The 20,371-nt window shown below is 52.9% G+C and carries 16 protein-coding genes; 3 read left to right on the top strand and 13 right to left on the bottom strand.

The window, feature by feature from the left end:
- Positions 1-74: 74 nt before the first annotated feature.
- The 13 genes from kdsB to INT84_RS03265 form a co-directional block, all read right to left on the bottom strand.
- Positions 75-821 (bottom strand): 3-deoxy-manno-octulosonate cytidylyltransferase, encoded by a 747-nt coding sequence (gene kdsB, locus INT84_RS03325; protein WP_194205609.1) that lies wholly within the window; start codon positions 819-821, stop codon positions 75-77.
- Positions 818-1,000 (bottom strand): protein YcaR, encoded by a 183-nt coding sequence (ycaR, locus tag INT84_RS03320; RefSeq protein WP_194205608.1) that lies wholly within the window; start codon positions 998-1,000, stop codon positions 818-820. Before ycaR ends, kdsB begins: the two co-directional genes overlap by 4 nt.
- Positions 1,001-1,053: 53 nt before the next feature.
- Positions 1,054-2,271, bottom strand: a complete 1,218-nt coding sequence (locus INT84_RS03315; RefSeq protein WP_194205607.1) for a winged helix-turn-helix domain-containing protein — start codon at positions 2,269-2,271, stop codon at positions 1,054-1,056.
- Between the two features lie 40 nt (positions 2,272-2,311).
- Complete coding sequence (gene lpxK / locus INT84_RS03310) at positions 2,312-3,292, bottom strand: tetraacyldisaccharide 4'-kinase (protein WP_194205606.1); 981 nt, start codon at positions 3,290-3,292, stop codon at positions 2,312-2,314.
- Positions 3,289-5,037 carry a lipid A ABC transporter ATP-binding protein/permease MsbA gene (msbA, locus tag INT84_RS03305; protein WP_194205605.1) on the bottom strand — a complete coding sequence of 583 codons (1,749 nt, stop codon included), beginning with the start codon at positions 5,035-5,037 and terminating at the stop codon, positions 3,289-3,291. The genes lpxK and msbA overlap by 4 nt, the downstream gene beginning before the upstream one ends.
- A 36-nt stretch (positions 5,038-5,073) precedes the next feature.
- On the bottom strand, positions 5,074-7,338 hold the full coding sequence (locus INT84_RS03300) for a ComEC family protein (RefSeq protein WP_194205604.1): 2,265 nt from the start codon (positions 7,336-7,338) through the stop codon (positions 5,074-5,076).
- Between the two features lie 209 nt (positions 7,339-7,547).
- A complete protein-coding gene (gene ihfB, locus INT84_RS03295; protein WP_049840220.1) occupies positions 7,548-7,838 on the bottom strand; it encodes an integration host factor subunit beta in 291 nt (96 codons plus the stop codon).
- 139 nt (positions 7,839-7,977) lie between these two features.
- Positions 7,978-9,651 carry a 30S ribosomal protein S1 gene (gene rpsA, locus INT84_RS03290; RefSeq protein WP_194205603.1) on the bottom strand — a complete coding sequence of 558 codons (1,674 nt, stop codon included), beginning with the start codon at positions 9,649-9,651 and terminating at the stop codon, positions 7,978-7,980.
- 112 nt (positions 9,652-9,763) lie between these two features.
- On the bottom strand, positions 9,764-10,447 hold the full coding sequence (cmk, locus tag INT84_RS03285) for a (d)CMP kinase (protein ID WP_194205602.1): 684 nt from the start codon (positions 10,445-10,447) through the stop codon (positions 9,764-9,766).
- A 179-nt stretch (positions 10,448-10,626) separates the two neighbouring features.
- The gene (locus INT84_RS03280; protein WP_194205601.1) at positions 10,627-11,376 is read right to left on the bottom strand and encodes a M48 family metallopeptidase; all 750 of its coding nucleotides are present in this window, start codon (positions 11,374-11,376) and stop codon (positions 10,627-10,629) included.
- 139 nt (positions 11,377-11,515) lie between these two features.
- Positions 11,516-12,799 (bottom strand): 3-phosphoshikimate 1-carboxyvinyltransferase, encoded by a 1,284-nt coding sequence (gene aroA / locus INT84_RS03275; RefSeq protein ID WP_194205600.1) that lies wholly within the window; start codon positions 12,797-12,799, stop codon positions 11,516-11,518.
- A gap of 73 nt (positions 12,800-12,872) precedes the next feature.
- Entirely contained in the window at positions 12,873-13,961 is a 1,089-nt protein-coding gene (serC, locus tag INT84_RS03270; RefSeq protein WP_194205599.1) for a 3-phosphoserine/phosphohydroxythreonine transaminase, read from the bottom strand.
- A 181-nt stretch (positions 13,962-14,142) separates the two neighbouring features.
- Positions 14,143-14,832: a DUF421 domain-containing protein gene (locus tag INT84_RS03265; RefSeq protein WP_194205598.1), complete on the bottom strand. Its 690-nt coding sequence runs from the start codon at positions 14,830-14,832 to the stop codon at positions 14,143-14,145.
- A 138-nt stretch (positions 14,833-14,970) separates the two neighbouring features.
- On the opposite strand from INT84_RS03265, the gene ycaO reads away from it, so the two are divergent.
- The 3 genes from ycaO (at position 14,971) to pflB (ending at position 20,328) form a co-directional block, all read left to right on the top strand.
- Positions 14,971-16,737, top strand: a complete 1,767-nt coding sequence (gene ycaO / locus INT84_RS03260) for a 30S ribosomal protein S12 methylthiotransferase accessory factor YcaO (RefSeq protein WP_194205597.1) — start codon at positions 14,971-14,973, stop codon at positions 16,735-16,737.
- A gap of 399 nt (positions 16,738-17,136) precedes the next feature.
- On the top strand, positions 17,137-17,994 hold the full coding sequence (gene focA, locus INT84_RS03255) for a formate transporter FocA (protein WP_194205596.1): 858 nt from the start codon (positions 17,137-17,139) through the stop codon (positions 17,992-17,994).
- 51 nt (positions 17,995-18,045) lie between these two features.
- Positions 18,046-20,328 (top strand): formate C-acetyltransferase, encoded by a 2,283-nt coding sequence (gene pflB / locus INT84_RS03250; protein WP_194205595.1) that lies wholly within the window; start codon positions 18,046-18,048, stop codon positions 20,326-20,328.
- Positions 20,329-20,371 lie beyond the last annotated feature (43 nt).

Below are 20,371 nucleotides of genomic sequence, written 5' to 3'. Positions count from 1 at the left end.
AGATCAAAGGTGCTACAGAAAAGTTGAAAAATAACGAAAATTATTCTCCCTTCCGGCTGGAAGGGAGACGGGGATCAGCGCATTTCTGCACGCACGCGTTCCAGATCTTCTGGCGTATCCACACCGGTGCCAGGTACTTGTTGGGCAACAGCAACATGGATTTTTTCGCCGTACCACAGCACGCGAAGCTGCTCCAGCATTTCGATTTGCTCAAGCGGGCTGGGTGCCCAACTAACATAGCGGCGGATAAAACCGGCACGGTAGGCATAAATGCCAATATGGCGCAGCAGCGTATCGCCAATGGCCTCGCGCGAGTGAGCAAAACGATCGCGATCCCAGGGAATAGTGGCGCGAGAAAAATAGAGGGCATAGCCCTGTTCATTCATCACCACTTTAACCGCGTTCGGGTTGAAAGCCTCTTCGGCATTGTGGATCGGCACCGCCAGCGTCGCCATGCCCGCCTCACACGCGGCAATATTTTCTGCCACCTGACGCACAATCGCCGAAGGGATCATCGGCTCGTCACCCTGAATATTGACGATAATGGTGTCATCGCTGAAAGCGCACTTCTCCACCACTTCCGCCAGCCTTTCGGTGCCGGACTGATGATCGGCACGCGTCATGCAGACTTCGCCCCCGGCCGCTTCTACGGCGCTGGCCACGTCTGGGTGATCGGTCGCCACGATAATCCGCGCCGCGCCGGATTCGCGTGCGCGATCCAGCACGTGCAGGATCATTGGTTTGCCGTTGATATCCTGGAGAGGTTTACCCGGCAGACGGGTCGAGGCGTAACGCGCCGGAATAATAACCACGAAGCTCATGGACGGCTCTCTTCAGCATTGAGCTGACGGGCTTCGGTTTCCAGCAGCACCGGAATACCTTCACGCAGCGGAAACGCCAGGTGATCGGCTTTACAGATAAGCTCCTGTTTATCCTGGCTATAATATAGCTTGCCGTTACAGACCGGGCAGGCAATGATTTCAAGCAAACGATGATCCATAATTCCTCCTGATGGACCGAAAAGGTCCGGTTGCAACCTATCATAATGGCATATCAGGCTACGTCAATTTCCCAGCCGCTGCGCTGATGCGTAAAGAGCGTTTCGGGCAGGAAACCGGCCTGAATACGCGATGCGCCCTGCCAGCGGGCAAAATCGTCGATGGCGGACTGTAGCCCTTGCTCAAGCGTACGGCTGACGCTCTCACCCGCTTCCAGCCATAGCGAGATGATCTCCAGCACGCCCGCTTTACGGTGCATTTTACAGTCCATGCGCCCTACCAGCCCTCCCCGGTGCAGCAGCGGCAGTACAAAGTAGCCGTATTTACGTTTCGGAGCAGGCGTATAGCACTCCAGCCGATAGCTAAAGTTGAAAAGCTGTTCAGCGCGTTTACGATCCCAGACAACGGGATCAAATGGCGAGAGCACCGCGCTATGCGTGGCGTTAAGTTTGCCCTCCTGCGCCGCAGGCAGCAAAGGCAGAAGATCCGTGTGCAGCCATAGCTGTCCCAGCGTTTCAACCTCAACGGGGACAATCTGATTTTGTTCCTGCCAGCGTGCCAGTAATACAGCGCTCTTTGGCTGGCGCAATCGGTAATAGTCCGCCAGCCATTGAGGGCGAAAAATCCCCAGACTGCGGGCACTGTTTAACAGCATCACCTCTTCCGCCGCTTCCTGGCTGAGCGCATCGCGCGTGTCATTCCACTCCGGTAATACCCGGCTGGTGAGATCGTAAACCCGCTGAAAGTTGCGCCGCTCTACCACCATCACTTTTCCGGCGGTAAATAATCCCTCCAGATGACGCTTATGCGGCTTCCACTCCCACCATCCACTTGAACCTTTTGCTGAATGGGCAAAATCCGCTGAGCGTACCGGACCCTGCTCGCGGATATGCGCCATTAGCTGTTCAATTTCCTCGACGTTCTCTTCCATCCACGTCTGACGATATTTCCATCCCATATTTTCCGGGGCCAGCATCCGGTGGCGTACCAGCGAAAAATCACTGCGGGGCAGGAAACAGGCTTCATGCGCCCAGTACTCCATTAGTTCACCGCGACTTAACGCCTCGTCCAGCCAGGACTGCGGATAATTCCCCAGACGGCTGAACAGCACCAGATACGGGCTACGGGCAACAATGTTAATGGTGTCAATTTGCAGGAGCGACATCTGGCGGATAGTGCGCAGGATGTCATCAGGTTGAGCGCGGCGTCGGGGCTTTTTAAGCAGCCCCTGCGCAGCAAGATGAAGACAACGCGCGGCATGTAGAGAGAGCATTTATTTCCTCATCATCGATCCCGGCGTTTGCAGCAGGAGGCTAACGCTGCGCCAGAAGAGTAAGTTTCGCCAGCAGTCGTTGCGCGCCATCGCCCTGGAGTTCGGCATTGACCGGTAAGTACCACCAGTTATCCTGAGCAAAGGCCCGGCATTTGACCGCGTCTTTCTCGGTCATGAGCAGGGTCTCTCCTGGTTGGGTCATCGCCTGTACATCGGCCTGGAGCAGTGCCTGATGATCGGCCAGCGCGACGGTTTTGACTGGTCGCACGCCGCCCTTTTCCAGGGTGGTAAAAAAACGCGGCGGATGACCAATACCGGCCATTGCCACCACATTCGGCAGCGTGGACATCTCGCAGCGTTCACCGGTTAGCAAATTTACCGCCTGTCCCGGGCGCAGAGTCATGGGAATTTCACCCGGCGCAGGCTCGCCGCCGTTGGTAATTACCGCATCGACCGTTTGCAACCGTGACGCACGCTCGCGCATGGGTCCGGCAGGAAGCCACCAGCCGTTACCAAAACGGCGTACGCCATCCACCACCACAATTTCTACGTCACGTGCCAGACGATAATGTTGCAGGCCGTCATCGGTAATAATGAGCTGTAAATCGTGCTCTGCCAGCAGTGCGCGAACGGCGTCAGCCCGCACTGGCGAAACGGCGACAGGCGCACCGGTGCGCTGCCAGATAAGCACAGGTTCATCACCTGCGCTGGCAGGCGTTGTGCTAGCGTCGAGAAGCAGAGGATAGCGGTCCGCCTTGCCACCGTAGCCGCGAGACACCACACCAACGCGGATACCGCGCTGCTGGAGTTGCTCAACCAGCCAGATGGCTACGGGAGTTTTGCCGTTACCTCCGGCGGTCAGATTTCCCACCACCACCACCGGGACCGGTGCCCGCCACGGTTTTTTCAGACCGAGGCGGTAGCTCAGACGGATAAGGCCGCTCACCAGCCCATAAAGCCAGGAAAGCGGCAGCAATAGCCGCCAGAGCGGAGATTCACCGGACCAGATACGGGCGATCATTGACCGAACTGCATCTTATGTAGCTGCGAGTAAACCCCACGCAGTTCCAGCAGATCGTGATGGTTTCCGCGTTCAACAATGCGGCCATCTTCAACCACCACAATTTCATCGGCCTGTTCAATAGTTGACAGGCGATGCGCAATCACAAGCGATGTGCGGTTCTTCTGCAACTCATCCAGAGCGGACTGGATCGCCCGTTCAGATTCGGTATCCAGCGCGGAGGTAGCTTCATCAAGGATCAGGATCGGACTGTCGCGCAGCAGCGCACGGGCAATCGCGATACGCTGACGCTGACCACCAGAGAGCATCACGCCGTTTTCACCAATAATGGTGTCGAGGCCGTTATCCATTTTGTTGATAAAATCCATCGCATACGCCATACGGGCGGCTTCTTCGATCTGCTCACGGCTGTATACGTCGGTGCGCGCATAGGCAATGTTGTTGGCAACCGTATCGTTAAACAGATGCACGTTCTGCGACACCAGTGCGACCTGATTACGCAGCGACGAGAGCGTGTATTCCCGCAGGTCATGACCATCAAGCAGGATCTGCCCTTCATCAACGTCATAAAAGCGTGTGATCAAACTGGCAATGGTTGACTTACCGGAACCAGAACGGCCGACGAGCGCGACCGTTTTGCCTTCAGGGATCGTCAGATCGATATTGCGCAGCGCCGGGACTTCACGTCCTGTGTAGGTGAAGGTGACGTTGCGAAATTCCAGGTTGCCTTTCGCGCGTTCAACGGCAAAGGTGCCCTGGTCTTTTTCCTGCTCGGAGTCGAGAATGGAAAACAGCGTCTGGCAGGCGGCCATCCCGCGCTGGAACTGGGCGTTAACGTTGGTCAGTGATTTTAACGGACGCATCAGCGCGATCATTGACGAGAATACCACGGTGATGGTACCGGCAGTCAGGGTCTCCATTACGCTGGGAAAACTGGCCGCATACAGCACAAAGGCCAGCGCCAGGGAGGCAATCAGCTGGATAATCGGGTCTGAAATGGAAGAGGCAGAGACCATCTTCATTCCCTGTAAGCGCATCTTGTTGCTGACTTTATCGAAACGCTTCGTTTCGACGGCCTGACCACCAAAAATCAGCACCTCTTTGTGCCCTTTCAGCATCTGCTCTGCGCTGGTGGTGACCTGCCCCATGGTATTCTGCATATTCTTACTGATGCTGCGAAAACGTTTGGAGACCAGTCGAATCGCAAATGAGACAATGGGTGCGAGGACGATCAGGATCACCGACAATTGCCAGCTGTAGTAGAACATCATAATAAACAGGCCGATAATCGACGCCCCTTCACGCACCACGGTAATGAGCGCACTGGAAGAGGAGGAGGCAACCTGCTCTGAATCATAGGTAATGCGAGACAGCAGTGTCCCGGTGGACTGCTTGTCAAAAAAGGAAACCGGCATCCCCATCATATGGCTGAACAGGCGGCGACGCATGGTCATCACCACTTTGCCAGACACCCATGAGATGCAATAGCTGGAGATGTAGCTGGTGATACCTCGCACAATCATCAGCCCAATCACTACCAGCGGCATCCATAGCAGCACCGAGCGATCTGTTTTACCAAAACCATCATCCAGTAATGGTTTAAGGAGCGATAACATGAAGGTATCGCTGGCTGCGTTGAGGATTAACGCAATTGCCGCCACGATTAGACCCGGCTTGAAAGGGGCAATAATCGGCCAAAGTCGGCGGAAGGTCTGCCACGTAGAGAGATCTTTATCGTTATGCATTCAAAAAACCAGCATTTGTTGAAATAGCCGCATATTCTACCCGTTATCTGCGGGCGCGCCAAACCACTGATGATACCAGCGGGGCAAAATTTGCTCCCGCAGGCTGCTGATTTGCCACCCATCATTGGAAAAAGTGACCGTAATTTGCCCCTGATGAGGGGTATCAAGCCATTGATATCCCTGCTGCCGGTAGCGTTTCACTACTTTTGGCGACGGAAAATGCCATGCGTTGTAACGCGAGGCGGATGCCAGCGCCGCTTTTCCGTTCACCCGCTGTATCAGCGCGATCCCCGATGAGGTATTGCTGCCGTGATGGGGTACCTGAATAATGGTAGACGCCAGATGCTGCCAGTAGTGGCTAAGCATAGCGAGTTCCGCTGGCGTTTCGATATCGCCGGTTAATAAAATACTGTGCTGGCCATCATCAACGTTTACCACGCAGGAGCGGTTGTTACCCTGCGTTTTATTATTCTTTAACGGCCAGTGAGCACTGAAGGTTAGCCCTTCCCACTGCCAGCGTTCCCCCCGAAAACAAGGCAGGTGCCCTTCCCACTTTAGCGGGCTACGGATCCATGCCTCAGGCCACGCCTGATGAATGGCGTTGAGCCCGCCGCGATGATCGAGATGCTCATGGCTAATGATGATGCCTTCGGGTCGCAGGTGATGCCAGCGCAGCCAGGGGATAATCAGCTGTTGCCCGGAATCACCACCGGGCCACGCCAGACCGGTATCATATAAAATGGCTTTGCCGTGACGTTCAATGACCATACCCAGCCCCTGCCCGACATCGAGCATATGTACCGCCCATACGTCCTTTCGCACCTGCCGCCATAGCGGAAAGGTCAGTACCACCAACAGGACCAGTGTCACGGCGTTAATGGCGCGCCAGGCCCGACAACGCCAGAGTACCAGCGCTATCCACGGCATCACAATAATGCCCTGCCAGCGTTCGTCTACATCCAGCCAGCCATCGGGCAATTGCCGCAACAGGTAAAACAGTAGCGCCAGTAGCCGATCCGCCAGGTACCAGATCCCCTGTTCGAATAACTGAGGTCCGGTCAGGTGCAGCAGCATTCCTGCCAGGATCAGCGGCACAATCACGAAGGTGACCAGCGGGACCGCCACCAGGTTTGCCAGCAGCGACGTCATGCTGATGCCGTGAAACAGCAGCACCTGGAGCGGTAACAGCAATATCATTAGCCCCAGTTGAAGATGGATCAATCGAACAAGCTGACGCAGCGGCGTCCGCATTTTCCACGCTGGCAAAGGCACCCACTGGTACCAGAAAATCAGCGCTGCCACGGCGAACGCCGAGAGCCACAGGCTTTGTGACAGCACGGCCAGTGGATCGCAGAACAGAATGGCGGCAATACAGCACAGCCAGATGTCCCATGACGACCATTGACGCCCGCTTAAACGCAGACCATACCATATTCCCAGCGCCACAATGGTTCGTAGCGCAGGCGGCTGTAATCCCGTGAGCCATGCGTAACCTGTTGCACAAAGGAAGCCAAAAATTAATGGCGTTCGCCAGCTAATCAGACGGCATGGCAAGAAAAATTGCAGGCCGCGAATCAACAGCCAGCCGAGCGACGCGCCGAGAGCGATGTGCAGACCCGAGATCGCCATCAGATGCAGGGTGCCGGTCTGCTGCATCAATTTTTTGACCTCAGTGGATACCGCCAGACGCTCACCTAAGCCCAGACCTAAGATCACCCCCTGCCAGTGATAATCGGTCAGCGTCGCAGAGAGTGAAGCCAGATAGCGCGCCCGTAAACTACAGCGGGCATCCAGCGCTTTTGCCTCAATAAAACGACCGGTTAGTGGGTTATGTCGCGCAAATGCGCTGCGCTGGGTATCAAATCCACCGTCGTTTAGCTCGCCGTGAACGGCCCTTGCGCGAATGGTCATCGCCCAACGCTGCCCGGCGCAGCCCGCCTCGGGTAAATAATTGCCGTAAAGGGTAATGCCCGGTGCCGGGAACAGGCGTTTTCCGTCATAGCGCGTTATTACGCCCTGATGCGTCGTTGCCCCATCGGTCGCGGTAAGGGTGATTTCTACAGGCTGATTTTTGCCGGTAAGATGCTGTGCAGGCCATACTATCTGATGCGCAGCCAGGATACCCCAGCAGAAAAACAGACCTGTTAACCCGGTAATCTGAAGGGCTCGTGGACGGCACCATGCCAGCAGCATCGCGATAATAACGATAGTTTCTGTACAGCCCATCCCCGGCAGTTTCGGCAGCCAGATTAACGGGGCGAGACCTGCAATCACACAGATCGCCAGTTGTGGCAAACGCATAGACACCTTCCTGTTACGGAGAGTGTCGCGCTACGTCATGAGGTTGTCCGCAGGGATTTGCCTGGTTTGCGGCAAGCTTTGTGAGGAATCGGCAGGATTGCTGCAATGTGCAGGCAATGTTGCGAGGAGCATTCCATTTTTCATCAGGAGACAGAGATGAAAAAAGCACCCGCAGGTGCTTTTTTTCGTGTTCAATTTCCGGCGATAAATCAATCGCCTTCATAAATATTGGCGCGGTCGCGTAGTTCTTTACCCGGTTTAAAGTGTGGAACGTATTTACCTTCCAAATCCACTTTGTCACCTGTTTTTGGGTTACGCCCGGTGCGAGGAGCTCGGTAATGCAAAGAAAAGCTGCCGAAACCGCGGATTTCAATACGCTCCCCAACGGCAAGGGTAGAGGCCATATGTTCCAGCATCTCTTTCACGGCATCTTCAACCGCTTTTGCCGGGATATGCGATTGCTGGCTTGCAAGTCTTTCGATTAACTCTGACTTGGTCATGATTCCTCCGGTTTCCTTAATGGCCATATTCGCTAACAGCTTGAACAAGGGCGGCCGTAGCCGCCCTTTGTGCTTGATTACAGAACGAAAACTGTAATCTGTCAAGTTACTCATCATCCTTCTTCAAGGATTGAGAGTATTACTCGCCTTTAGCTGCTTTGAATGCTTCAGCCATTGCGTTAGAGAAGTTGCCTTCTTCCTGTTTGTTGTTAACAGTAGCAATTGCATCTTTCTCGTCAGCTTCGTCTTTCGCACGAACAGACAGGCTTACAACACGGTTTTTACGGTCAACGCCAGTGAATTTAGCTTCAACGTCGTCGCCTACGCTCAGAACCAGAGTTGCATCTTCAATGCGGTCACGGGATGCTTCAGAAGCACGCAGGTAACCTTCAACGCCGTCAGCCAGTTCTACGGTTGCGCCTTTAGCGTCAACTGCAGTGACTTTACCGTTTACGATTGCGCCTTTCTTGTTCACAGCAACGTAGTTGTTGAACGGATCTTCTGCGAGCTGTTTAACGCCCAGGGAGATACGTTCACGTTCTGCGTCAACCTGGAGAACAACGGCAGCGATTTCGTCGCCTTTTTTGTATTCACGAACGGCTTCTTCGCCTGCAACGTTCCAGGAGATGTCAGACAGGTGAACCAGACCGTCGATGCCACCGTCCAGGCCGATGAAGATACCGAAGTCAGTGATTGACTTGATTTTACCTTCAACGCGATCGCCCTTGTTGTGGGTTTCAGCAAACAGCTGCCACGGGTTAGATTTGCACTGTTTCAGACCCAGGGAGATACGACGACGTTCTTCGTCGATATCCAGAACCATCACTTCCACTACGTCGCCAACGTTAACAACTTTGGACGGGTGGATGTTTTTGTTGGTCCAGTCCATTTCGGAAACGTGAACCAGGCCTTCAACGCCTTCTTCGATTTCAACGAAGCAGCCGTAGTCGGTCAGGTTGGTTACGCGACCGGTCAGTTTGGTACCTTCCGGATAACGTTTAGCGATAGCAACCCACGGATCTTCGCCCAGCTGTTTCAGACCCAGAGATACACGAGTACGCTCACGGTCGAATTTCAGGACTTTAACGTTGATTTCGTCACCAACGTTCACGATTTCGCTCGGATGCTTAACGCGTTTCCAGGCCATATCAGTGATATGCAGCAGGCCGTCAACGCCGCCCAGATCAACGAATGCACCGTAGTCAGTGAGGTTCTTAACGATACCTTTAACTTCCATGCCTTCCTGGAGGTTTTCCAGCAGCTGATCGCGCTCTGCGCTGTTTTCGGATTCGATAACGGCACGACGTGATACGACCACGTTGTTACGTTTCTGGTCCAGCTTGATTACTTTGAATTCAAGCTCTTTGCCTTCCAGGTGCAGGGTATCGCGAACTGGACGAACGTCTACCAGTGAACCCGGCAGGAACGCACGAATACCGTTCAGCTCAACAGTGAAGCCACCTTTAACTTTGCCGTTGATGACACCGACTACAGTTTCAGCTTCTTCGTAAGCTTTTTCCAGCGTGATCCAAGCTTCGTGACGTTTAGCTTTCTCACGGGACAGCAGGGTTTCACCGAAGCCGTCTTCTACTGCATCCAGAGCAACGTCAACTTCGTCACCAACCTGGATTTCCAGCTCGCCCTGGGCGTTTTTGAACTGCTCTGCCGGAATGGCGGACTCAGATTTCAGACCGGCGTCAACCAGTACGACGTCTTTGTCGATAGCAACAACAACACCACGAACGATGGAACCCGGGCGGGTTTCGATTGTTTTTAAGGATTCTTCAAATAGTTGAGCAAAAGATTCAGTCATGTTTAATCTTCAGGTTTCATATTAACGTCCATCTGACTCCGTGCCGGATGGGGTTGTTTCACATACCCGCTAACACTCCATTGCTGCGGGGGTACTACTAATTCGGACGCATTTAAGCGAGGGCCAACTTTTGGCGCGCGTATTGTAACGCTTTTTCAATCACTTGCTCAATGCTTAAACTGGTGGAATCCAGAACTAAAGCATCGGCAGCGGGAACCAGCGGCGCTACAGCGCGATTACGATCGCGATCGTCGCGTTCTTTAATCTCGGCCAAAAGGCGTTCAAAGTTAACACTAAAGCCACTTTCCTGCAACTGTAGCATACGGCGATGCGCGCGTTTTTCCGAGGAAGCATCAAGGAAAATTTTCACCGGTGCTTCGGGGAACACCACGGTTCCCATATCGCGGCCATCGGCAATTAGTCCGGGAGACTCACGGAAAGCACGCTGACGACGTAAAAGCGCTTCGCGTACCCGAGGGAAAGCAGCGACTTGTGATGCCGCACTTGCCACGTCCTGCGTGCGAATTTCACCACTGACGTCTTCCCCTTCAAGGATCACCTCCAGCGTGCCGTCAGTCGAAACAAAACGCACATCCAGATGCGTGGCCAGCGGCACCAGCGCATCTTCGCAGGCAACATCAACGTGATGGTGCAATGCCGCCAGCGCCAGCACACGATAGATCGCGCCTGAATCCAGAAGATGCCACTGCAACGCTTCCGCCATCGCCTTGCATAAGGTGCCTTTACCCGCGCCGCTTGGGCCATCAATGGTAATAACCGGGGCAATTGCCGTCATCTTTTTCTCCTTAAACAGGCATACCGTCAACATAAACGCCGCGCATTATACGCGTGTCCGCGCCTGAGAGTTACCTTTGCATGCAAATTGCAGAATATTGAACGTAAAATGAGAGACGCCTGGCGAATTATAGCGGGTTAAGCGGGCTGGCGTGGTGCCAGCCCAGAAATGACACAGGTTTACTTTTTATCCTGTGCGATATGCTGCGCGCGTTCCGCTGACGGTGGGTGAGAGTCAAAGAGCGATTTGGTATGACCGGCGTCAAGACTTGCCAGTTTATCAAAGCTGCCGACCAGTCCCTGCGTCTTAATGCCACGTTTTTTCAGCAGATCGTAGGAGAAGTCATCTGCTTCAGACTCTTTAGCGCGGGAGAACTTAGCGTTGATAGCTCCCTCAGTAATATCACCAAGCTGAGATTTAGAGAGCTGAGCTGCTACGCCGCTGGTGGCGGAGATAGCATCACGCGCCGCAACGGTGGCATAGGCTGCTTTCATTTCCTGCAAAGAGTGGCCCAGCGCTACGTGTCCCAGTTCATGTCCCAGAACGGCTTCCACTTCGTTGTCGTTCATCATGTCCATCAGACCGCTATAGACGCGAACGCAGCCGTTAGCCATCGCCCACGCGTTCACGTCGCTGGTCATATAAACTTTGTAGTTTACCGGCGTGCCGTCGATGTTATTGCCCAGCGCTTTGGCGATTTTCGCCAGGCGTTTGCTGTACTTGCTGGAAGAACCCGCCAGCTGATTCTGGCTGTCCATCTCTTTACAGCCCTGATCGGCGATGGATTTTGCATCGGCATCGCTGAGCGTCACGGCTTTATAGGCTGACAGACCCGAGCTGGCAAGCATGTTGCCATCTACACCATTTTTACAGCCGGCCAGCATAAGCGTTGACAGCGTGAGCGCCAGCAATAGCTTTTTATTCTTCATAGTAATCTTCCGTTGATATTTATAACAATCGCCCTAAAACGATATGAAATTCATCAACGAAAATAGCATTACCCGTAAGAGCAAAAAAGTTTGAAAACGGACATAACAGCGCCGACGACGTGTCGGCGCTCAGGAGGATTTATTGCGGGGTACTGACGCGGGCAAGCTGCTCGAAGTAGTCAGGAAAGGTTTTGGCGGTGCATTTCGGATCGAGAATCGTCACCGGCGTATCTGACAGGGCCACCAGCGAGAAACACATCGCCATTCGGTGATCGTTATAAGTGCCGATTTCAGCAAAATGCAGCTGCGCGGGCGGAGTGATACGGATGTAATCCTCGCCCTCTTCCACTTCCGCCCCGACTTTACGCAATTCGGTCGCCATCGCGAACAGGCGATCGGTCTCTTTCACCCGCCAGTTATAGATGTTGCGCAGCGTCGTCGTGCCGCGGGCAAAGAGTGCCGTTGTGGCAATGGTCATCGCCGCATCGGGAATATGGTTCATATCCATATCAATGGCGTGTAATTCACGGTGAGTACAACTGATGAAGTCATCGCCCCAGTCGATTACCGCACCCATTTTTTCCAGCACGTCGGCAAAGCGAATATCACCCTGGACACTGTGACGGCCGATGCCGGTCACTTTGATCGTGCCGCCTTTTATTGCCGCCGCCGCGAGGAAATACGAGGCAGAGGAGGCATCGCCTTCCACGAGGTACTCACCCGGTGAACGATACGTCTGACCGCCACGCACAACAAAGCGCTGATAGCGTTGGTTTTCTATCTCAACGCCAAAGGCTTCCATCAGGTTCAGGGTGATATCAATGTAGGGTTTCGACACCAGGTCGCCCTTGATGGTGATGGTCGTATCCTGTGCGGCGAGCGGTGCGGTCATCAGTAACGCCGTCAGAAACTGGCTGGAAACGCTGCCGTCCACTTCTACATGACCGCCGGTAAAACCACCGCGCAGACGCAGCGGCGGATAATTCTCCTGCTCCAGATAAGTAATGTCTGCCCCGCCCTGACGCAGCGCATCGACCAGATGACCAATCGGTCGCTCTTTCATCCGTGGCTCGCCGGTCAGCACAACGTTTCCACTGCCCAGGCACAGCGCGGCGGCCAGCGGACGCATAGCGGTGCCCGCATTGCCGAGAAACAGTTCCAGATCGCCGTTCGCCTGTAAAGGACCCGCATTGCCGGTCACTTCGCAACGGGTACGGTCGGCGGAAAGGGTGTAATGAATGCCTAACGCACTCAGGGCGTTCAGCATATGGCGGACATCATCACTGTCCAGCAAATTCGTCAGCACCGTGGTGCCCTGGGCTAATGCAGCCAGCAGCAGCGCCCGGTTAGAGACACTTTTTGAACCAGGCAGATTGATAACACCGTCTACGCGCGCGATGGGTTGTAACGTCAGGGAATCCATGAAGCTTAACTCTCAGAAGCAAAAGCAAAATAAAGCCCCGCAGACAGGCTGCGGGGAAGAATGAAACGGGTAATTAACCGTGCCGACGTTCGAAGTCGGCCATAAAATCGGTCAGCGCTTTGACACCGGCTAACGGCATCGCGTTATAAATTGAGGCGCGCATGCCGCCGACGACGCGGTGTCCTTTCAGCGCATGCAGACCGGCCGCGAGAGACTCTTCAAGGAAGAGTTTGTCCAGCGCGCTGTCTGCCAGCTGAAACGGCACGTTCATGCGGGAACGGTTGGCTTTGGCGACGTCATTACGATAGAAATCGCTATGATCAATGGTGCCATACAGCAGATCGGCCTTTTGCTGGTTGATCTTATCCATCGCCGCCACGCCACCCTGCTCTTTCAGCCATTTGAAGACCAGGCCGGACAAATACCAGGCAAAGGTCGGCGGCGTGTTAAACATGGAGTCATTGTCATTGAGAATAGTGTAGTCAAGAATTGAGGGGCAAGACTGATGCGCTTTACCCAGCAGGTCTTCACGTACGATCACCAGCGTCAGCCCTGCCGGGCCGATATTTTTCTGCGCGCCAGCGTAGATCACGCCGAAACGGCTGACATCCAGCGGACGGGAAAGAATCGTCGAGGAGAAGTCGGCAGCGACCACGACGTCGTTACCAAAATCAGGAATTTCTTCGATGGCGATACCGTCAATAGTCTCGTTAGGACAGTAGTGCAGATAGGCTGCGTTGTCGGAAAGCTGCCAGTCGCGCATCGGTTTCACTGCGCGCAGTCCGTCAACCGTCACTTTGGCGTCAATCACGTTTGGCGTACAGTATTTGTTCGCTTCTTTAATCGCGCTCGCCGCCCAGTATCCCGCATCAACATAATCAGCGGTGGTTTTGTCACCCAGCAGGTTCAGCGGCACGCCGGCGAACTGACCGCGCCCACCACCGTGGCAGAACAGCACTTTGTAGTTTGAAGGAATGTTCAGCAGCTCGCGAAAATCCTTTTCTGCTTCTTCAGCGACCTGGATAAATTCCTTACCGCGGTGGCTGATTTCCATGACCGACGTTCCCAGACCATGCCAGTCGCACAGTTCCTGTTGCGCCAGTTTAAGCACTGCTTCCGGTATCATTGCCGGACCTGAACTAAAATTGAAGACCTGAGTCATTTCCCCTCACCACGCTGCTTAGATCTACCCACCGCAATGGGTATACGTTATTCCTGTGGATATCGGTTTTACCATTCAGTGACACGTGTCGCAACGGGTAATCAACCGCAGGGTAAAAATGTGTCCTTTATCACACAATATAATCTATCGTATTGACGAATAAAGGCCGACAAAACCGCTATCAGGTGATCCGCTTTGCCCGGCTGGCCTTTGACCACTCCGGATGCGCGCAACGGGGACAAAGCTGATGGTCACCCGCTTTCATTACATACACCGCGCTGCATTTATTACAGGCGTATTCGCCGTCATCCGGCACGGTGGTATAGCGCTCAATACCCGATGGCAGAATTGACAGCCCCGGTTTTACTTCATCATCAGAATAGTAATACACGCTTATCTGGCCGTTAGTTTCCATTATCGCCAGCTTAATTTGCCCGAGGTGCTCAACGCTACTGATCCGAAGCTCCATGAAAAACTCAAACTCGGTCATGTTAGCGGCATTGACTTTCTCCCATGCCAGCTGCCCCTCCTCAATAAAGATGACGGGCTTACCCTCCAGGAGATCTTCCAGTTTTTCACTGTGTGACATCAGCCACATCACCAGCCGGTACAAAAACGCCAGCGTAATGAAGACCATCAGCACCGGCAACAGCGGGACATCATCATAAAACGCCACGTCACCTGCGGCTGAACCCAGCGTCAGGATGATTAACACTTCAAACAGCGACATCTGACGCACGCCGCGCCGCCCGGTTATCTTAAGAAACAGGAATACCAGTACAAAGGTATACACACTACGCAGCGCCACTTCCCCAAGAAACTCAAACGGCACTTTATCCAGCGCCATACGTTGAAGATCGAATGCTTTCATTTTTTTATTCTCAAACAGCACGTTACTATCCATAAGCATAGCCAATACTTTTATTTCCGCGCCGCACGCCGGGAAGATAGCGCCGGTCAGCTAAAACCCGTATCATTGCGCGCTTTCCGTACGATAAAAGTGAATGTCATGACCCAAACCTTCATCCCCGGCAAAGACGCCGCTCTGGAAGATTCCATCGCTCGCTTCCAGCAAAAATTACAGGACCTCGGCTTCGATATTGAAGAGGCTTCCTGGCTGAATCCCGTCCCTAACGTCTGGTCTGTGCATATTCGCGATAAAGAATGCGCCCTGTGCTTCACTAACGGAAAAGGAGCTACCAAAAAAGCGGCGCTGGCCTCTGCGCTGGGTGAGTATTTCGAGCGCCTGTCAACGAACTACTTCTTCGCCGATTTCTGGCTGGGCGACACCATTGCCAATGGCCCGTTCGTGCATTATCCGAATGAAAAATGGTTCCCGCTGCCGGAAAACGACGAGCTGCCGGAAGGGATCCTCGATGCCCGTCTGCGCGCGTTTTACGATCCGGAAAACGATCTGAGCGCCGGGATGCTGATTGACCTGCAATCCGGTAATGAAGATCGCGGGATCTGCGCCCTGCCTTTCGCTCGTCAATCTGACAATCAGACCGTGTATATCCCGATGAACATCATCGGCAACCTGTACGTTTCCAACGGCATGTCTGCGGGTAATACGGCCAATGAAGCGCGCGTCCAGGGGCTGTCGGAAGTTTTTGAGCGTCATATCAAAAATCGCATTATCGCCGAATCGATCAGCCTGCCGGAGATCCCGGCCGAGGTGCTGGCTCGCTATCCAGGCGTGGTAGAGGCCATTGCGACGCTGGAAGCGGAAGGTTTCCCGATTTTCGCCTATGACGGTTCGCTGGGTGGTCAGTATCCGGTGATTTGCGTAGTACTGTTTAATCCGGCAAATGGCACCTGCTTTGCCTCTTTCGGCGCGCATCCTGATTTTGGCGTGGCGCTGGAGCGTACCGTCACTGAACTGTTACAGGGTCGGGGCCTGAAAGATCTTGATGTCTTCACGCCGCCCACCTTTGATGATGAAGAAGTGGCCGAGCATACCAATCTGGAAACTCACTTCATTGACTCCAGCGGCCTTATCTCCTGGGATCTGTTCAAGCAGGACGCTGATTATCCGTTTGTTGACTGGAGCTTTGCTGGCACCACTGAAGAAGAGTTCGCGACCCTGATGGCTATCTTCAGGAAAGAAGACAAAGAGGTCTACATCGCCGATTACGAACACCTCAGCGTCTACGCCTGCCGCATTATCGTACCGGGCATGTCTGACATCTATCCGGCGGAAGATTTATGGATGGCGAACAACAGCATGGGCAGCCATCTGCGCGACACGATTCTGGCGCTGCCGGACAGCAACTGGGATAAAGAAGATTATCTCAACCTGATCGCCCAGCTTGATGAAGAAGGCCATGATGATTTTACCCGCGTGCGCGAATTGTTGGGCCTGGCGACAGGCAGCAATAACGGCTGGTATACGCTGCGTATTGGCGAGCTTAAAGCGATGCTGGCGTTGGCCGGTGGCGACACCGAGCAGGCGCTGATCTGGACCGAATGGACCATGGAATTTAACGCCTCTGTTTTCAGCGCCGAGCGGGCTAACTACTACCGTTGCCTGCAAACGCTGTTGCTGCTGACCCAGGAAGATGAACGCGAGCCGTTGCAGTACCTGAACGCCTTTGTACGGATGTACGGTGCCGACGCGGTAGAAGCCGCCAGCGCCGCCTTAAGCGGTGAATCTGCATTCTACGGCTTGCAGGCGGTTGATAGCGATCTGGCCGCTTTCCCGGCTCATCAGTCACTGTTAAAAGCCTATGAGAAGCTACAGCGAGCGAAAGCGGCTTTCTGGTCACACCAGGGCTAAATAACCGCGCAAACCATAGGCTTACACCTGAGTCTGCGTTATATTACGGAGCGCATTTACCGCTCCGTTTTTTTATATTTTGCGTATTAAACTGAAAATGTAATGTTAAAGTTAAATATGAGTAAATTTTATTAAGTTTATCTTTTCCTTAATGTTACTTTATATTGTAAATACTCCATTTTAATTAACCGCATGCTGATGAGGTCATAAAAAAATTCAACACAATTTATAATTTTTAAAATTTATTTTTATTTGGATAATCAATACATTACCCCTAAATAGCTGTAAAACCATACACTATGAAGGCCTATAAGCCAGGCGAGATATGATCTACATCAAATTCTCTTCTATAATGCTTTGTTAGTATCTCGTCGCCGACTTAATAAAGAGAGAGTTAGTGTGAAAGCTGACAACCCTTTTGATCTAATACTTCCTGCAGCAATGGCCAAAGTGGCTGAAGAGGCGGGTGTCTACAAAGCAACGAAACAACCGATGACCACGTTTTTCCTGGCGATTACCGCAGGCGTTTTCATCTCCATTGCTTTTGTTTTCTACATCACTGCCACCACGGGTACTGCTTCCATGCCGTTTGGTATGGCAAAACTGGTAGGCGGCATCTGCTTTTCACTGGGCCTGATTCTTTGCGTTATCTGCGGGGCTGACCTGTTTACCTCAACGGTACTGATTGTCGTGGCGAAAGCCAGCGGTCGCATTACCTGGGGTCAACTGGGTCGCAACTGGCTGAACGTTTACGTCGGCAACCTGATCGGCGCACTGCTCTTTGTACTTTTAATGTGGCTTTCTGGCGAGTACATGACCGCCAACGGTGGCTGGGGGCTTAACGTTCTGCAAACCGCTGACCACAAAATGCATCACACTTTTATTGAGGCAGTTAGCCTCGGTATTCTGGCAAACCTGATGGTCTGCCTTGCCGTCTGGATGAGCTACTCAGGCCGTAGCTTAACTGATAAAGCACTAATTATGATTTTGCCGGTCGCTATGTTTGTTGCCAGCGGCTTTGAGCACAGCATCGCGAATATGTTTATGATCCCAATGGGTATCGTAATACGTCATTTCGCCAGCCCGGAATTCTGGACCGCAGTCGGTTCCTCTCCGGACAATTTTTCTCACCTGACTATTATGAACTTTATCACTGATAACCTGATCCCCGTGACTATCGGGAATATTATCGGCGGCGGTTTGTTAGTTGGGTTGACATACTGGGTCATTTACCTGCGTGGTAACGATCATCATTAATGATTGTTCCAGGCGTAAATAAAAAGTCCACTTAAGAAGGTAGGTATTACAATGTCCGAGCTTAATGAAAAGTTAGCCACAGCCTGGGAAGGTTTTGCGAAAGGTGACTGGCAGAATGAAGTAAACGTCCGTGACTTCATCCAGAAAAACTACACTCCTTACGAGGGTGACGAGTCTTTCCTGGCTGGCGCAACTGAAGCTACCACCAAGCTGTGGGACAGCGTAATGGAAGGCGTAAAACAGGAAAACCGCACTCACGCGCCTGTTGATTTCGACACTTCTGTTGCCTCCACTATCACCTCTCACGACGCTGGTTACATTAACAAACAGCTTGAGAAAATCGTTGGTCTGCAAACCGAAGCTCCGCTGAAACGTGCGATTATCCCGTTCGGCGGCATCAAAATGGTTGAAGGTTCTTGCAAAGCGTACAACCGCGAGCTGGACCCATCACTGAAAAAAATCTTTACTGAATATCGTAAAACCCACAACCAGGGCGTTTTCGATGTTTACACCAAAGACATTCTGAACTGCCGTAAATCCGGTGTTCTGACTGGTCTGCCGGATGCCTATGGCCGTGGCCGTATCATCGGTGACTACCGTCGCGTTGCGCTGTACGGTATCGACTTCCTGATGAAAGACAAATACGCACAGTTCCTGTCTCTGCAATCTGACATGGAAAACGGCGTAAACCTGGAAGCTACCATCCGTCTGCGTGAAGAAATCGCTGACCAGCATCGCGCTCTGGGTCAGATCAAAGAAATGGCAGCAAAATATGGCTGCGATATCTCTGGTCCGGCAACTACCGCTCAGGAAGCTATTCAGTGGACCTACTTCGGCTACCTGGCCGCTGTTAAGTCTCAGAACGGTGCAGCAATGTCCTTCGGTCGTACCGCCACCTTCCTGGACGTGTTCATTGAACGCGACCTGAAAGCCGGTAAAATCACCGAGCAAGAAGCGCAGGAAATGGTTGACCACCTGGTCATGAAACTGCGTATGGTTCGCTTCCTGCGTACCCCGGAATATGATGAACTGTTCTCTGGTGACCCGATCTGGGCAACAGAATCCATCGCCGGTATGGGCGTAGATGGCCGTACTCTGGTAACCAAAAACAGCTTCCGCTTCCTGAACACCCTGTACACCATGGGGCCGTCTCCGGAACCGAACATCACAATCCTGTGGTCTGAAAAACTGCCGCTGAACTTCAAAAAATATGCGGCTAAAGTCTCCATCGATACCTCTTCTCTGCAATATGAGAACGACGATCTGATGCGTCCTGACTTTAACAACGATGACTATGCTATCGCGTGCTGCGTAAGCCCGATGGTTGTTGGTAAACAAATGCAGTTCTTCGGTGCGCGTGCAAACCTGGCGAAAACCATGCTGTACGCTATCAACGGCGGCGTTGATGAAAAACTGAAAATGCAGGTTGGTCCGAAATCTGAACCGATCAAAGGCGACGTCCTGAACTTCGACGAAGTTATGGAGCGTATGGATCACTTCATGGACTGGCTGGCGAAACAGTATGTCACCGCGCTGAACGTGATTCACTACATGCACGACAAGTACAGCTACGAAGCCTCTCTGATGGCGCTGCATGACCGTGACGTTATCCGCACCATGGCGTGTGGTATCGCTGGTCTGTCCGTTGCGGCTGACTCCCTGTCTGCTATCAAATATGCGAAAGTCACTCCGATTCGTGATGAAGACGGTCTGGCTACCGACTTCAAAATCGAAGGCGAATACCCGCAGTTTGGTAACAACGATGCGCGTGTAGATGACCTGGCGGTTGACCTGGTAGAACGTTTCATGAAGAAAATTCAGAAACTGACCACTTACCGCAACGCTATCCCGACTCAGTCTGTTCTGACCATCACCTCTAACGTAGTGTATGGTAAGAAAACCGGTAACACCCCAGACGGTCGTCGTGCTGGCGCGCCGTTCGGACCAGGTGCTAACCCGATGCACGGTCGTGACCAGAAAGGTGCTGTTGCCTCTCTGACCTCCGTTGCTAAACTGCCGTTTGCTTACGCTAAAGATGGTATCTCTTACACCTTCTCTATCGTTCCTAACGCACTGGGTAAAGACGACGAAGTTCGTAAAACCAACCTGGCTGGCCTGATGGATGGTTACTTCCATCATGAAGCGTCCATCGAAGGTGGTCAGCACCTGAACGTGAACGTGATGAACCGTGAAATGCTGCTTGATGCGATGGAAAACCCGGAAAAATATCCGCAGCTGACCATCCGTGTATCTGGCTACGCAGTACGCTTTAACTCCCTGACCAAAGAACAGCAGCAGGACGTTATTACCCGTACTTTCACTCAGACCATGTAATGGGTTTTGACTGAAATCGCGATTAAAAAAGCGTAAAATAAAG

The sequence above is a fragment of the Superficieibacter sp. 1612_C1 genome (assembly GCF_015234305.1).
In the GTDB taxonomy this organism is placed as follows: domain Bacteria; phylum Pseudomonadota; class Gammaproteobacteria; order Enterobacterales; family Enterobacteriaceae; genus Superficieibacter.
This window is presented reverse-complemented; position numbering and strand designations above follow the sequence as displayed.

What these genes read in the sequence shown, in the direction of transcription:
- INT84_RS03265 (WP_194205598.1), bottom strand. Translation starts at nt 14,832, where the DNA reads ATGAAAGCATTCGATCTTCAACGTATGGCGCTGGATAAAGTGCCGTTT.
- INT84_RS03300 (WP_194205604.1), bottom strand. Translation starts at nt 7,338, where the DNA reads ATGCGTTTGCCACAACTGGCGATCTGTGTGATTGCAGGTCTCGCCCCG.
- rpsA (WP_194205603.1), bottom strand. Translation starts at nt 9,651, where the DNA reads ATGACTGAATCTTTTGCTCAACTATTTGAAGAATCCTTAAAAACAATC.
- ycaO (WP_194205597.1), top strand. Translation starts at nt 14,971, where the DNA reads ATGACCCAAACCTTCATCCCCGGCAAAGACGCCGCTCTGGAAGATTCC.
- lpxK (WP_194205606.1), bottom strand. Translation starts at nt 3,292, where the DNA reads ATGATCGCCCGTATCTGGTCCGGTGAATCTCCGCTCTGGCGGCTATTG.
- ycaR (WP_194205608.1), bottom strand. Translation starts at nt 1,000, where the DNA reads ATGGATCATCGTTTGCTTGAAATCATTGCCTGCCCGGTCTGTAACGGC.
- pflB (WP_194205595.1), top strand. Translation starts at nt 18,046, where the DNA reads ATGTCCGAGCTTAATGAAAAGTTAGCCACAGCCTGGGAAGGTTTTGCG.
- INT84_RS03280 (WP_194205601.1), bottom strand. Translation starts at nt 11,376, where the DNA reads ATGAAGAATAAAAAGCTATTGCTGGCGCTCACGCTGTCAACGCTTATG.
- cmk (WP_194205602.1), bottom strand. Translation starts at nt 10,447, where the DNA reads ATGACGGCAATTGCCCCGGTTATTACCATTGATGGCCCAAGCGGCGCG.
- serC (WP_194205599.1), bottom strand. Translation starts at nt 13,961, where the DNA reads ATGACTCAGGTCTTCAATTTTAGTTCAGGTCCGGCAATGATACCGGAA.
- aroA (WP_194205600.1), bottom strand. Translation starts at nt 12,799, where the DNA reads ATGGATTCCCTGACGTTACAACCCATCGCGCGCGTAGACGGTGTTATC.
- ihfB (WP_049840220.1), bottom strand. Translation starts at nt 7,838, where the DNA reads ATGACCAAGTCAGAGTTAATCGAAAGACTTGCAAGCCAGCAATCGCAT.
- INT84_RS03315 (WP_194205607.1), bottom strand. Translation starts at nt 2,271, where the DNA reads ATGCTCTCTCTACATGCCGCGCGTTGTCTTCATCTTGCTGCGCAGGGG.
- kdsB (WP_194205609.1), bottom strand. Translation starts at nt 821, where the DNA reads ATGAGCTTCGTGGTTATTATTCCGGCGCGTTACGCCTCGACCCGTCTG.
- msbA (WP_194205605.1), bottom strand. Translation starts at nt 5,037, where the DNA reads ATGCATAACGATAAAGATCTCTCTACGTGGCAGACCTTCCGCCGACTT.